At 45.7% G+C, this 12,790-nt stretch carries 15 protein-coding genes; 13 read left to right on the top strand and 2 right to left on the bottom strand.

Going from position 1 to position 12,790, the window contains the following annotated elements; genetic code table 11:
• Positions 1-211: 211 nt before the first annotated feature.
• Positions 212-1,072: a DUF7768 domain-containing protein gene (locus G445_RS11880; RefSeq protein ID WP_084676411.1), complete on the bottom strand. Its 861-nt coding sequence runs from the start codon at positions 1,070-1,072 to the stop codon at positions 212-214.
• 393 nt (positions 1,073-1,465) lie between these two features.
• Here G445_RS11880 and G445_RS0102445 point away from each other — a divergent pair, with 393 nt between their 5' ends.
• From G445_RS0102445 to G445_RS0102410, 8 genes are all read left to right on the top strand, one after another.
• The gene (locus G445_RS0102445) at positions 1,466-1,861 is read left to right on the top strand and encodes an ABC transporter permease (RefSeq protein ID WP_245855155.1); all 396 of its coding nucleotides are present in this window, start codon (positions 1,466-1,468) and stop codon (positions 1,859-1,861) included.
• Positions 1,862-2,555: 694 nt separating this feature from the next.
• On the top strand, positions 2,556-2,792 hold the full coding sequence (locus tag G445_RS0102440) for a helix-turn-helix domain-containing protein (RefSeq protein ID WP_022865984.1): 237 nt from the start codon (positions 2,556-2,558) through the stop codon (positions 2,790-2,792).
• A 40-nt stretch (positions 2,793-2,832) separates the two neighbouring features.
• Complete coding sequence (locus G445_RS0102435; RefSeq protein ID WP_022865983.1) at positions 2,833-3,303, top strand: hypothetical protein; 471 nt, start codon at positions 2,833-2,835, stop codon at positions 3,301-3,303.
• Between the two features lie 293 nt (positions 3,304-3,596).
• Positions 3,597-3,839 carry a helix-turn-helix domain-containing protein gene (locus G445_RS0102430; RefSeq protein WP_022865982.1) on the top strand — a complete coding sequence of 81 codons (243 nt, stop codon included), beginning with the start codon at positions 3,597-3,599 and terminating at the stop codon, positions 3,837-3,839.
• The gene (locus tag G445_RS09280; RefSeq protein ID WP_022865981.1) at positions 3,832-4,557 is read left to right on the top strand and encodes a DNA-methyltransferase; all 726 of its coding nucleotides are present in this window, start codon (positions 3,832-3,834) and stop codon (positions 4,555-4,557) included. The genes G445_RS0102430 and G445_RS09280 overlap by 8 nt, the downstream gene beginning before the upstream one ends.
• Positions 4,554-5,618: a DNA cytosine methyltransferase gene (locus G445_RS0102420; RefSeq protein ID WP_022865980.1), complete on the top strand. Its 1,065-nt coding sequence runs from the start codon at positions 4,554-4,556 to the stop codon at positions 5,616-5,618. The genes G445_RS09280 and G445_RS0102420 overlap by 4 nt, the downstream gene beginning before the upstream one ends.
• Positions 5,615-7,432, top strand: coding sequence for an McrB family protein (locus tag G445_RS09275; protein WP_022865979.1), 1,818 nt, complete (start codon positions 5,615-5,617; stop codon positions 7,430-7,432). The genes G445_RS0102420 and G445_RS09275 overlap by 4 nt, the downstream gene beginning before the upstream one ends.
• Before the next feature lie 33 nt (positions 7,433-7,465).
• The gene (locus G445_RS0102410; RefSeq protein WP_022865978.1) at positions 7,466-8,752 is read left to right on the top strand and encodes an LlaJI family restriction endonuclease; all 1,287 of its coding nucleotides are present in this window, start codon (positions 7,466-7,468) and stop codon (positions 8,750-8,752) included.
• Positions 8,753-8,754: 2 nt separating this feature from the next.
• Here G445_RS0102410 and G445_RS0102405 read toward each other — a convergent pair whose 3' ends face one another.
• Positions 8,755-9,951 (bottom strand): hypothetical protein, encoded by a 1,197-nt coding sequence (locus tag G445_RS0102405; protein WP_022865977.1) that lies wholly within the window; start codon positions 9,949-9,951, stop codon positions 8,755-8,757.
• Positions 9,952-10,128: 177 nt separating this feature from the next.
• Between G445_RS0102405 and G445_RS11645 the strand changes: the two genes are divergently transcribed.
• The 5 genes from G445_RS11645 to G445_RS0102385 all read left to right on the top strand — a co-directional run bounded on the left by G445_RS11645 (position 10,129) and on the right by G445_RS0102385 (position 12,790).
• Positions 10,129-10,272: a hypothetical protein gene (locus G445_RS11645; protein WP_022865976.1), complete on the top strand. Its 144-nt coding sequence runs from the start codon at positions 10,129-10,131 to the stop codon at positions 10,270-10,272.
• A gap of 307 nt (positions 10,273-10,579) precedes the next feature.
• Positions 10,580-11,116 carry a sigma factor-like helix-turn-helix DNA-binding protein gene (locus G445_RS0102395; RefSeq protein WP_040430263.1) on the top strand — a complete coding sequence of 179 codons (537 nt, stop codon included), beginning with the start codon at positions 10,580-10,582 and terminating at the stop codon, positions 11,114-11,116.
• 97 nt (positions 11,117-11,213) lie between these two features.
• On the top strand, positions 11,214-11,393 hold the full coding sequence (locus G445_RS11640) for a hypothetical protein (RefSeq protein WP_169511052.1): 180 nt from the start codon (positions 11,214-11,216) through the stop codon (positions 11,391-11,393).
• Complete coding sequence (locus G445_RS0102390) at positions 11,341-11,673, top strand: hypothetical protein (protein ID WP_022865974.1); 333 nt, start codon at positions 11,341-11,343, stop codon at positions 11,671-11,673. Before G445_RS11640 ends, G445_RS0102390 begins: the two co-directional genes overlap by 53 nt.
• On the top strand, positions 11,663-12,790 hold the full coding sequence (locus tag G445_RS0102385; protein WP_022865973.1) for a DUF2800 domain-containing protein: 1,128 nt from the start codon (positions 11,663-11,665) through the stop codon (positions 12,788-12,790). Before G445_RS0102390 ends, G445_RS0102385 begins: the two co-directional genes overlap by 11 nt.

Here is a 12,790-nt window from a genome sequence, read left to right as displayed (position 1 = left end):
ATCCGGATGGAAACGCGTAGGTGAACGGGAGCCCTCGTTCAATACCCAATGAGTGGGAAAGATGCAAAAATTCATCGGCAATATCCAATTCTTGCACATCACTGGCAAGAAAATCCTCCGCCCATCCCTTGCTCTGGAATTGCAAAGAACGACATCGCATTAGCCCCCGTTATCCCAATTAATGGGTGTGCTTATAAGAGGATCTCAATGTTCACTCGACTGGCAGGCCTTTGAAGATGACGGTGATCTGCCCGTCAGCATTCTTGGTGTAGCCAAGAAAGTTAGAGTACGGGAACAGGGCTTTACCTTCAGCGCACCAACGCCGATGCCCCCAGGTGACGTTCTCGCTAATAGACCGTGATTCTTCTTGAGCCAAACTCGACATGATCGTGATCAGCAGTTCGCCTTTAGAATCGAAGTGCTTAATGGGCAGGTCGAGGTCACGTGCCCACCCAATCTCTAGGCGCACACCAGGGCTAACGTGACCCACGTATGCCCACAGCGCTTCGCACTTGGCGAGCAGCACACGGCTCATAAACATCGCCAACTCACGCTGATCAGGATTGGCGTCATCCATGAACTGCGGGAACAGAAGGTGTGGGGCGAACGGAATCTTGCCCGAGCTCACTGAGAACCCACAGAATTGGCGGGCCAGCTCCACGTTCGCTTGCACGTCGCCTGAGTAGGGCGAGGAGGACAAAAGGTCGTCATCATCAAGCAGAGCATCGATAGCGTAGAGGCCATGTTTTCGGATACTGGGCAGTACTTCGTCGAATATCCACGACTCAAACTGGACTGCCGTAGATAGCTTGGATGAGGCGATAAGCAGGTACACGTCCCCCTCAGTAATAAATACTGCTTCTTGGGGTCGTCCGAGCACGTCAATGATGGGGTAACGTTTTGGACCCCCATCGGCGCGAGCATGATTGCGTACTGCCTTGCCTGGATTCTCGTAACCGAGCGCGGTAGCGACATCCCGCCCGTAAAACAGCACCCTGCCCGCATCGTCCTCGACGGTACGTACCGTGCCGAAACGGCTATTAGTAAACACCTGTAACTGGTTATGTCCCATGGCTGGGCTCCTTCCTTTGAGAGCCCGTAGATGGAGTATTTGCGACGGTCGCCGCGAGTCAGTGGCTCTCAACGGGAAGCCAGAAACCCTCTGGGAGTTAACCCCCTCAAGGCTTCAAAACCAGTCCCGGTAAGGAGCTACAATTGGATAGGCTCTAGCCCATACGCCCTCGGACACACCCCAATCCGGACGGGTGAACGAGAAGTCGTCATATTTCATTGGCGGGGTTGCCTGATAATGGGAAAGCAGCGTGATTGGTTTTTAGCCTGCGTGCTGTAGCACAAAACACTAGGAGGAGCGGGAATGTTGTACGTTGAAGCCATAGTGTTATGCCTAGTGTTTTGGCTGACGTGCTTCCTAGGTACTGGCACGGACGTAAAGAATGCTCGGAGCTTGTCCTCCTACCCAAGCGAAGCACAAGACGCAGTACACGGCAGGCCTGAGATTACAGATAACGCTGGAAAGAAAACCTCCCCAGTGCTCTCTTTCCTTTCCAGTCTGCCGGTGTTCAGCGTGGTTCTTTTCCTGGCGGGCTTGCCGGTAAAACAAGCAGGCTTTACCGGCAACTTTCTGAATGTTCTGTTTTTAGGGCAGGCGCTAAATCTGTTCGATTTGCTGGTGATTGACCTTCTCTGGTGGAGACATTCCAAACGAGTACGTTTCACCGGCACGAAGAACAACCCCGAGCTTTACCGTAATCCACGTAAACATCTGGCAGCGTTCGCCCGGGGAACCCTCCTGTTCACCCTCGTCGCCGTCCTAGATGGCTGGCTCCTATCCCTGCTCTAATCCTTCCGGTAATAAGAGCATTCATACCCGTCAGCAGCGAGGGGCAGGCCGGCAGCCAACCAGGTAAAACGCACATGAGTTGGCATGCCAGGGTCACGGTGAAGCCAGAGTCGGTGGGTTCGGCGATGATGATTTCGTCATGCACGTGCATCACTATCCGATGCCCCGCAGCAGCAACATTGGTCATGCCACACACGAGGAGGTCGCGGGCTGTGGCCTGGATGATGTTTTCGGTGAGTTTCCCGCCGTAGGTTTCTAGCCTGCCCTATTTGTGTCCGGTGGTGGTGCCCATGTAGGTGATGGCTACTTCCTATTCCTCGCCATCTTCATCACCTCCTTCGTCCGTACCGGGCTCGTTCATGCACTAGAACGACCGATTCCGTCTCTTTAGTGACATTTCCGGGTACTATGGAGATGGAAGTCAGCTCCGAACACCCGCTTGCGCCGTCACTTCTGATACTCGCGGCGGGCGTTCGATTTGGCTGTAGTGGATACTTGGTGGGCTCCGAATACCTGATTTCAGGTTAGAAACCGGGGTCTGCCGAGCTGTGAGAAAACGTGAGGGGCTGCCGTGAGAAACCGTGAGACTCGTTGGGTAGGAGGGTGATGAAGTTCTACGAGCTGGCCGATGCGCTACAGCTTGCCGTGCCTGGAACCTCGAAACCGACCAGCACGAAGCAGGAGACGACCAACCGTGATCATCACTTTCAAACCACTATGGAAACTCCTCATCGACCGCGACATGACCAGAGAGGATCTACGCCACGCCACAGGCTTATCACCAGCCACCATCGCCAAACTCGGACGTGACGGCAACGTCACCACCGACGTCCTCGCCCACATCTGCCAAGCACTCGATTGCAGCTTGGAACAAATCGCCCTAGCTACATCGCGTAGCGTTCCATGCGGTGAAAACCATGAGCACGCATAGTGACCCCCAGACTTCAACCTTTTAAGCAACGGAGCAATTCATGTCAGATATGATTAATCAGATCCCAAGCACAACACCCGATTTCACGACAGAGGCGGCGAACAAACTCGCTCAACTGTTCCCGGAGATCGTGGCCGACGGGAAAGTTGACATCGAAAAGCTCAAAACCATCCTCGGAGTCGACGTTGATGACGCCCGCGAAAGATTCGGCCTTACATGGCCAGGCAAGGCAAACGCTATTAGAGCGGCGCAAACGCCCACCACGGCAACCCTGATGCCCGATAAAGAAAACTCCATCGATTGGGACACTACTCAGAACGTGTTCATCGAGGGCGACAACCTTGAAGTGCTGAAAATTCTACAGAAACATTATTACGGGCAGATCAAGATGATCTACATTGAGAAGGCATGTCCACACTCTATACAATCTAACGCCAGTTCAGAAATGTGCTTCGAGGGCGAAAACATCCTGTTATCAAGGGATTTAGCCGCATGGAGAGTGTGTTGTTAGAGGCTTCAGCGGTGATAACTGCATGTGAAATAAGAGAAGAAACGCCGAGTCTGGTTGTTCAGGCTCGGCGTTTTCGTACGGCAGACTGTCGCCGTTAAATTGTGTGAGGTTGCGTTAAAAGGTTTGAGAATCTCCGCAGAATGACATCGTAAAGCTCTTTTACTTAGTCTTAGAATCCATAATAGCGTCCCTTTGTAGCATCGCATAAACTCATAGATTTTCCCTGAGAATAGAAAATAATAGTTGAAAACTCGAAATAAACATGGTAAACTCAAAAAGAAGGAGGGTGTGATATGTCGGTAAATTATAAACGGCTATGGAAACGCCTGATTGATCTTGAGATTGAAACATCAGAGCTTCAAGCTAGGACGGATATCGCTCCTAGCACTTTTTCTAAGCTTCGAAAAAATAAGTACGTATCCATGGACGTGCTTGTGCGAATTTGCGAGTGTCTCGAATGCCAGCTGAGTGACATTGTTGAAGTAGAGAACGTCTGCACTTCGGAGACCTCTCACGAAGAGGCACACAATGGCTGATTGCACTTTATATAACGACGACTGCATTGTAACCATGGAAAAACTTCTTGCAGGTAGCGTTGATTTAATCCTAACTGATCCCCCCTATAATTTGGGCAACTTCATGAAGGATCGGGATACGAATCTCAAAAAAATGAGGGATAACTTTTTTGGTAGTGCTGGCTGGGACGACCTCTCTGCAGAAGACTGGGAAAAGTCTATGGATCTCTTTTTTGAGAAAGCCGTAAAGCTATTGAAAAAGGGTGGCTCAATGATTGTCTTTATGTCGATCATCAAAGTAGAAACCATCATTCGCTTAGCTCAAAAACATGGTCTCTACTATAAGACAACTGGAATTTGGCATAAGTTAAATCCGATGCCAAGGAACATGCATCTTCATTTTGTTAATTCGACTGAAGCTTGGGTGTATTTTACTTACGGTAAAAAGACAGGAACTTTTAACAATAACGGAAAAGTAATTCACGATTTTGTGGAAGCCGGTGTTGCTGCAAATGGTGAAAGACGTTTTGGAAAGCATCCGACGCAAAAGCCGCTCTCTTTAATGCGATTTTTCATTGAACTCCTAACTAATGAAGGAAATGTCGTTTTAGACCCTTTTATGGGAAGCGGAAGCACTGGTGTTGCTGCAAAGCAATTGGATAGAAACTTTATTGGTATAGAACTGGATGAAAAATACTTTGGCATCGCTTCTAAGCGTATGCAAGAGGTAAATCTATGAGATTGAATGCGATTGACTTATTTGCCGGAGTTGGCGGTCTTTCCCTCGGTTTTGAAAAAGCAGGGTTCAATATTCTGATGGCGAACGAATATGATCCCCAGATTGCTCAGGCATATAAAGCCAACCATTCAAAGACTAATATGGTGGTTGGAGATATACGCGATTTGCCTATAGAAGCTACTTTTAAGGAGTATTTAGGGAAGACGGATATCGTGATAGGGGGTCCTCCCTGTCAGGGATTTTCTCAAAAAGGAAAAAGGAAATCGATCCACGACGATCGAAACTATCTGTTTAAACATTTTGTTCGAGTTGTGGCTTACCTGAAACCGACATTTTTCTTGATGGAAAATGTTCCCAACTTGCTGACGACTAATAATGGGTCTTTTAAGGCTGAAATCATTAAGTTGTTTGGAGATCTGGGATATACAGTCAACGCTCAAATATTAAATGCTGCTGATTTTGGCGTACCACAAAACAGAAGAAGAGCTTTTATTTTAGGGTATTTAGGTGATGCTGTTCCTTCGCTACCCTTACCACTAGAATACAAGACATCAACTTGGGAAGCCATTAGTGATCTGGCTTACCTGAACTCTGGCGAAGGAGAGAATCAAGAGCACTATAGATTTGATCCGCAGTCAGAGTATCAAAAGAAAATGAGATACCAGTCTTCTCTCCTGCATAATCACACTGCGACGAGACATTCGGCTCTGGCTTTAGAAAGAATGCGGATGATTCCACCAGAGCGGGGAAAAGAATGTCTTCCAGAAGAGCATTTAACTAAATCTATATACAGTGGAACATGGGGACGCATACGCAAAGACGAGGTCTCGGTAACTATCACTACAAGGTTTGATACCCCCTCCTCTGGGCGATTTGTACATCCTTTTTTAGACAGAGCCATAACTGTTAGAGAAGCTGCTCGGTTGCAGTCTTTTCCCGATAATTTTGTCTTTTATGGAACAAAGTCTTCGCAAATGCTTCAGGTAGGAAATGCAGTTCCTCCGTTATTAGGTGAAGCTATAGCTAAAGAAATCATTAAGCAAATACGAGGTGAACAATGAGCGTACTACCTAAGCAATTAAAAAAATATCCTGAGATTGACTTGAAACTGGGGATAAAGTCCTCTTTGCCTCACCCAAAAGCTACTTTGGCTTTGACAATTATGCTATGGGAAGTTTCAGATGGGGCAAGTACTATCCACTACTCTGAATCCATTGGAAATGGACAACTTGCCATTGATTCCGTCTGGCAAAAAAAGCTAATAGATAGATATTCAAGCACATATAATCAATCAGGAGTATCTGACGCCGATTTCCTTCAGACGATCAACAATAATTGCCTTGTTAAGTCTCAACTTGAGGCATTAGTTGTGGCTCTAGCTTTAGTCTGGCGACTTGCGAAAGTTGATTTTGTTGAAAATAAACCAGCGAGTAGTGAGCGAACTGGAAAAGAAAGGTTCGACAAGAAACTACTTTATACAAAGAACATTGATGTCGTCCATCTTCTTATGAAGCAAGATAAAGACGCATTTGATCGAGTGCTGCTCAATTGGATTGGATTGTCCTCTGTCTCTGTTGACAACCGTAAAGAACTAGATTTCTTAAACCTTTTGTCAAACTTCTCTGAGGAAGCTGTTTTTAAGTTGCAGGAGAAAGAAACGGGAGATATTGTCTTCAATCAACTTGGTATCTATCAGGCTATCCTTGAAGATGGTACGCCGGTTGATATTAAAGGAGACGTAGAACCAAAAGGTGCATTACGAATATTGAGAAGCTCCCTAAAAGAGGGGCTCTCCTCTCATTTCGATTATTCTGATCAAAACGGTGTAGTGCCAAAAGCAGGATTAGAAGACATCATTAAATCCTATTCCAAACGGGTTGACTCGTATCTAAGTCTCTGCAACTCAAAGCATTTAAGAGTGGCAGCTGAACAGCCAAATGCATCATCACGTATCTCTCAATCTGAAACGGCCAAAAACGTATTGCTATACGGTGTCCCTGGATCTGGTAAGAGCCACACTATTAAGCAAGAGTACTGCGATGATTACACGCATATGGAAAAAGTTGTATTTCATCCAGACTATATGAATACGGATTTCGTGGGACAGATACTACCCACAGTTAAAGAAGATGGTGCTATCACTTATGAATTCACCCCAGGACCGTTTGTTCGTATTATGCGAAAAGCATTTGATGCACCAACAGAGACTTTCTTCTTAGTTATTGAAGAAATCAACAGAGGTAATGCTCCCGCAATTTTTGGCGAGATTTTTCAACTGTTGGATCGTGATATCACAGGTAAAAGCACCTATGCGATCACCAACCATATGATTGCCGATGCCGTATTCGGCGACACAGAAGAGCCTGTCTATATTCCATCCAACCTCTGGATTTTAGCAACGATGAACACAGCCGATCAGAACGTCTTCACTTTAGATACGGCATTTCAAAGAAGATGGAATATGCGCATGATAAAGAACGATATAAGCAAAGCCCATCATGCTGAGACTCCTATTTTAGATACTGGAATTACGTGGAAGACATTCTCTAACGTTATTAATAGTCAAATTCTAACCAACAACGCTGTCACACTTTCTTCGGAGGATAAACGGCTTGGTGCTTACTTTATTGGAGATGAAACCTTGCAACCCTCATCTGAGTCGGATTACTTGTTTTTCGGAGAAAAGGTAATTAAATACCTGTGGGATGACGCATTCAAGTTTAACCGCGATAAGGTGTTTGATTCTCGTTTCACTAGTCTCGAAGAGGTTATTGATCAGTTCAATGCTAGTTCAGGGTTTTCACGATTCAATATTTTTAGCCCTGATGTAAAAGATTTACTTAAGCAAGATTCTGCTGTTACTGAGGAACCTTGATGGGCTGAAACTCACAAGAAAGTGGGGTGAGAAATGGTGTCTACCGGCATTAATGAGCAAATTTCCAATACGATTGTTCACCTATGCAGAACTGCTACGAACAAGGAAGGTGATACTTTCGTAGGTATAAAATCTGAACTGATTGATGGGCAACATCAGTTGACTGTTAATTTTCCTATTGGTTATCAGATTTCTGATAACGAAGAGGATGTCCGAGACGAGATTGTTCAGCTCGTCACTGTTTTACAGGAGTATAATGATGAGCAATCTCAGATCTCTACTTTTTCTAATGAACAGTTACTGAAGACAGTGCGATTCCCTGTTCAATCATATTTCTACGTGATGTTTGATTACTTAAACCACGGAGAGTTTACCATCAAAGAAGATAAGTATGCACAGGGAACGTCGGGACCTATAAGCTGGAGTCAAACTATCAAAAAGGAAAAACCGATAGTCCAGAAGAACGGTTTTGTCTATCCTCAGCAACGAGTTAAAACACATAACGATACCGATAAAGACCTCATCACCGAGATCCATAGATACTGCGTATACCAAAGTTACTTAAAACTTGGATGGATTTATAACCTTCCGTTACCGGTTAAACCTATACGTAAGCATGACAACACAACGTATCTCAAATACCTTCAGTCAAAATTCCTTCAGACGAATAGGGATAGTGATAAAAAACTATTTCAAGCTATGCTGGATATTTTGAATTTTTGTAATACTGAAGATGATCCCAAGCAGTTTTACTTTGGAACAAACTCATTTGAGTACGTATGGGAGCGCCTAATCCAGAGTACTTTTGGAAACATTGATAAGTCGAGATTTTTTCCAAAAACAACATGGAAATTGCGAGTTGGTGTGCAAAGAGAGAATCATCCGCTTGAGCCAGACACGATAATGGTATCGGACGGAGACATATACATACTTGATGCAAAATACTACAAGTACGGGATTTCTCTACTGCCAAAAGATTTGCCCAATTCATCTTCTATCAATAAGCAAATCTCTTATGGCGAATATGTGGCTACAGATTCCAAATTTGAATCTGAACGTAGCAATGGGATGCAGATATACAACGCATTTTTAATGCCGTATAACATGCACTCTGCCCCGATGTTTTCTGGAGAGAAATATTTGGCTATAGGCGAAGCGACTGCGGATTGGAAAGATTACGACATTAACCCTATGACCTATTCGCGAATTCAAGGGATTCTTATTGACGTAAAGTCACTAATGTCAAATAAAATCAAAGGAAATACTAACGAAATCATCGCTTTGTCTAAGGCTATTATTGAATCGTTAGAGAAGAGCTAAGATCATTTGTTGATCCTAGCTCTTTTTTTATACCTACGTTGAGTTGTTGCATTGCTGCATGCAGTGCAACAATATTTTTTTCTGCTATTTGTTTTATACACTTCGAAGAATTGCTGGCAATAAGGGTTGGCACATTTTCTATACATAACTTCGCGAGAGTCCATATAGAAAAGCGAAAAATATATTGCTGAGTAAAGAGAGGGAAGCTTCCAGTCGGGAGCTAATTTAGTTTCATTATATTCAGCTCGTATTCCTTCCAAAGCATGATCCAGCTCTGTTTTTATGAAATAACGAGAGAGATTTTTTATTGTCTTTACACGCAGTTTCGTATCTTCTTGAGAGATCCAATCTTCCAATACTGATTCAAGGTCGTCGTAGGACTCAAATTCATCAGGATCGTTTACATGCAAATCAAGCGTTAGATGGAATAGTAAATCAATGAACAATTGATCGTTGTGGTTCTGCTGGAGTTTGTAATTAGATACAAAAATTCGCATTACATTTTTTGCCCAATTAGAACGTTGATCGCTATCTATCCACTTGTTATAGGTTTCATAAGGAATAGTGCTATTCCCTTCATCAACCACATGATCCGCAATTTCAAAGACTGGCGTGTGAAGGCCGTTTATTTCTATTGTCCTCGTACTCGTAATTTCATGAAAAGAAGCGAAGCCTTCAATTGTTCTAAGTATTGGATACGCATAAGGTTCGACAACTTCTCTATCAGTAATTCTGAGAGAAAAAGTCGTTAAAAAAGCAATGTCTATAATTGCATTTAGCAATTTAGAGCAGATTGAAACATCAGAGTCCTCTGCAACCCCATCTAAATCTTGATAGTTCAACAGAATCATCAAGGCTTGTAAACGCCTAGCAATTAAAAAAATTTGCTGATGCTCTACAACCACATAATCGTCTTCATTCGGTAGCGGAAATAGAAAACCATACTTCTCCATAAATATTTTTAAATCAGAAAAGCTTCCATTGGTTAAACCAAGGAATTCACCCAAAATATTATTTTTACTCGTGGTGTTGTTTTCGCATCTCAAACCTTCACCTACTACATAGCTCATACGCACTGTTTCTTCAGGAAGTTTTTTAATTAAAAGACGAGGACAAATTTCACCATGAGTCCTATCGAGAACCTCTTCTTTTTCTACCTTGCACTGATTATTTACAAAGCCAAAATAGCTTTTATCCATCCAAACACCTCCAAGTAATCTAAAAACTGAGAATAATCCATTACCCATATATCTTAAATGATTACTCGGCTGACTTCAAGCATTATCGGATAAATAAGTAATGATAAAACAGTCCATCTTCCATTACCTAATCTTTTTAAAGAAAATATAGACATAAGCGAAAGGAGGTGAAAACTCATGGCAAATCGGAAACAAACCAGCCGCAAAGTGGCATCTCAAGCGGCAAAGATTCTGACCGATGGACGCTATTCCAAAGCGTCCAAGGCTGTGGCCGGCAGTGCGCTGGCGCAGACACGATCCAGCAAGACGAAGCGTAAGTAACTACTAGTCGCTCTTGCTATGCGGGCGGCGACCTGTTCTCACGCGTGAGCAACCTGCCCGCAGCCCTTCGGGGCCATTTCAAAAAATCTCATGTAACCAAGCCTGATATTCGAATAGGGCGAATGGTGAAAAGAGCTCTTCAACAGTCAAATCGGTAATCAAGCCGTATTTGCCGTGGAAGAGAAGCTTTTACACCTTCTCTTAGTGCGCCCTTTTTTCAGGCAGGTTTTCTTAGGAGCTGGTGTATCAAGCACTGGCTCTTTTCATTGCTCGCTCCTTATCCGCGATCAGGCGGAAAGGACAAGCAATGTCAAACAAAGAAAACAACAAATCAAAGGTTTATTTCAGGGGGCATGGTCTCGTTGAGGTCAGCCCGGAATTCAAGAAAGAGCACGAACGGGAATGTGCGCGCATCCGCGCGAAGATGCAGTACCACCACGAGTGTCATTGTCCCAAAAATCGGATCAATCAATGCGACGGAATCTGTGATGGGTGTCCATTTCGTGCAGATGGTCGTTGGGTTTCGATGGATACCCGTCTTCCGGGGACTGAGGATTTCACTTACCACGACGTGTTGGCTAGTAGCACCTATGAATCACCCGAAGGCGTGCTGGCAAGAAAGACGCTGTGGAGTTATATCGATCGGATGTTTGCAGATCTCTCCGAAGAGGAACGCACTCTCCTTATGTATCGGTATGCCCAGAAAAGTGAGCGCGAAATCGCTGAGCTGACTGGTATCAAGCGCACGACTCTCAACTATCGCATCAAGAAGTTATTAAAACGTATTCAGAACGATTTCCCAGAGCTAAAAGACATGCTCCTATCAGTCAATTCTGGTGGCTAAAAAAAAATTCTTTCTCACTTTTTCGTCCAAATCCCTGCCGAGTCTTCAGGGAGGGGTGAGGGCGAAACAAGACGGCTCTTAGAAAGGAGGAATCCCGATGAAACGAAAACCTGTGTGCCCGGATGTATCGAGAGACGAGCTGATTGAAGTGCTCGCTGCGATCTCGATCATCACCAAAGACCTGACAAGAAAACTGGCGGCAAGTGAGAAAGGAGGAAAACTCGATGTCAAACACAAAGCGGTATATCGAAACCATCGACGCGCTTCGGGAATGTAGTCAAACCCTGTGCGACTTGGCTGACGATCTGGAGCGGTGGTTCGGCTCACCAGAGCAAGACACGCTACCTGCTGAGCCTGATCCTCAAGCACAGCCAAAGCTCGCAGCTGTGCCCACACTGGAAGAAGTCCGTGCGGTATTGGCGGAGAAAACCCGTGAGGGAATGACCGATCAGGTACGTGGCTTGATTGAAAAGTATGGAGCCAGCAGGCTGTCTGAGGTCAATCCCAAGGACTACCTTGCGCTGTTGAAAGACGCGGAGGTGCTCCATGCCAACTAAGCACGCGTTTTTGTCGGCATCGAGTGCGCATCGGTGGCTTCACTGTCCACCGTCTGCCAAGCTCGCCTCTGCCTATCCCGATCAAGCATCCAATTATGCACTGGAAGGCACGGATGCTCATGAGCTGTGCGAGTACAAACTCAAAAAAGCTCTCGGCATGAAAGCGTGCGACCCGCGCGAGAACCTGTCCTTTTACAACGAGGAGATGGAAACCTGCGCCGAAGACTATGCGAACTTTGTCATGGAGCAAGTCGCATGCGCTAAGGCAGCCACGCCTGATCCGGTGGTGCTGATCGAGCAGCGGCTGGATTTCTCTCATTGGGTGCCAGACGGTTTTGGCACGGCAGATGCGGTCATTATCGCTGATGGTGTACTCAGTGTCATCGACTACAAGCACGGTCAAGGCGTGCTCGTCGAAGCTGATCACAATCCCCAGATGATGTGTTACGCACTCGGAGCTTACGAGATGTTCGCTGCGATCTACGACATTGAGAGCGTCTCGATGACGATCTTTCAACCACGGCGTGAGAATGTTTCTACTTTCGAGATGAGCGTGACAGACCTTCTCGCTTGGGCAGACACCACGCTGAAACCGACTGCCGATCTGGCCTTTGCCGGTGAGGGTGCGTATGCGGCTGGCGCGTGGTGCGGGTTTTGTAAAGCCAAGGTGGACTGCCGTGCTCGCGCGGAAGCAAACCTCGCACTCGCTAAATATGATTTTGCTCTGCCACCGAAGCTCTCTGATGCAGACATCGAAGCCATCCTGCCGGTCTTAGATGATCTTGCCCGTTGGGCTGAAGACATCAAAGACTATGCACTTGCGCGTGCCATGTCTGGCAAAGCATGGTCGGGCTTCAAGGTGGTCGAAGGCAGATCCAACCGCCGCTATACCAACCCCGATGCGGTCGCCGAAGTCATCACCAAGGCTGGCTTTGATCCTTTCGAGAAGAAACTGCTCGGGATTACCGCCATGCAAAAACTGATCGGCAAAACCCGCTTCGACCAGCTACTAGCTGACCTGATTGAAAAGCCGCAAGGCAAACCAACTCTTGTGCCGGATAGCGATAAACGTCCGGCACTCTCAACCGCAAAAGACGATTTCAAGGAGGAAAACTAA

It is taken from the genome of Actinotignum urinale DSM 15805 (assembly GCF_000420445.1).
Lineage (GTDB): Bacteria > Actinomycetota > Actinomycetes > Actinomycetales > Actinomycetaceae > Actinotignum > Actinotignum urinale.
This window is presented reverse-complemented; position numbering and strand designations above follow the sequence as displayed.

What these genes read in the sequence shown, in the direction of transcription:
- G445_RS0102420 (WP_022865980.1), top strand. Translation starts at nt 4,554, where the DNA reads ATGAGATTGAATGCGATTGACTTATTTGCCGGAGTTGGCGGTCTTTCC.
- G445_RS11640 (WP_169511052.1), top strand. Translation starts at nt 11,214, where the DNA reads ATGAAACGAAAACCTGTGTGCCCGGATGTATCGAGAGACGAGCTGATT.
- G445_RS0102395 (WP_040430263.1), top strand. Translation starts at nt 10,580, where the DNA reads ATGTCAAACAAAGAAAACAACAAATCAAAGGTTTATTTCAGGGGGCAT.
- G445_RS11880 (WP_084676411.1), bottom strand. Translation starts at nt 1,072, where the DNA reads ATGGGACATAACCAGTTACAGGTGTTTACTAATAGCCGTTTCGGCACG.
- G445_RS0102390 (WP_022865974.1), top strand. Translation starts at nt 11,341, where the DNA reads ATGTCAAACACAAAGCGGTATATCGAAACCATCGACGCGCTTCGGGAA.
- G445_RS0102430 (WP_022865982.1), top strand. Translation starts at nt 3,597, where the DNA reads ATGTCGGTAAATTATAAACGGCTATGGAAACGCCTGATTGATCTTGAG.
- G445_RS09275 (WP_022865979.1), top strand. Translation starts at nt 5,615, where the DNA reads ATGAGCGTACTACCTAAGCAATTAAAAAAATATCCTGAGATTGACTTG.
- G445_RS0102405 (WP_022865977.1), bottom strand. Translation starts at nt 9,951, where the DNA reads ATGGATAAAAGCTATTTTGGCTTTGTAAATAATCAGTGCAAGGTAGAA.
- G445_RS0102410 (WP_022865978.1), top strand. Translation starts at nt 7,466, where the DNA reads ATGGTGTCTACCGGCATTAATGAGCAAATTTCCAATACGATTGTTCAC.
- G445_RS0102385 (WP_022865973.1), top strand. Translation starts at nt 11,663, where the DNA reads ATGCCAACTAAGCACGCGTTTTTGTCGGCATCGAGTGCGCATCGGTGG.
- G445_RS09280 (WP_022865981.1), top strand. Translation starts at nt 3,832, where the DNA reads ATGGCTGATTGCACTTTATATAACGACGACTGCATTGTAACCATGGAA.
- G445_RS0102435 (WP_022865983.1), top strand. Translation starts at nt 2,833, where the DNA reads ATGTCAGATATGATTAATCAGATCCCAAGCACAACACCCGATTTCACG.
- G445_RS11645 (WP_022865976.1), top strand. Translation starts at nt 10,129, where the DNA reads ATGGCAAATCGGAAACAAACCAGCCGCAAAGTGGCATCTCAAGCGGCA.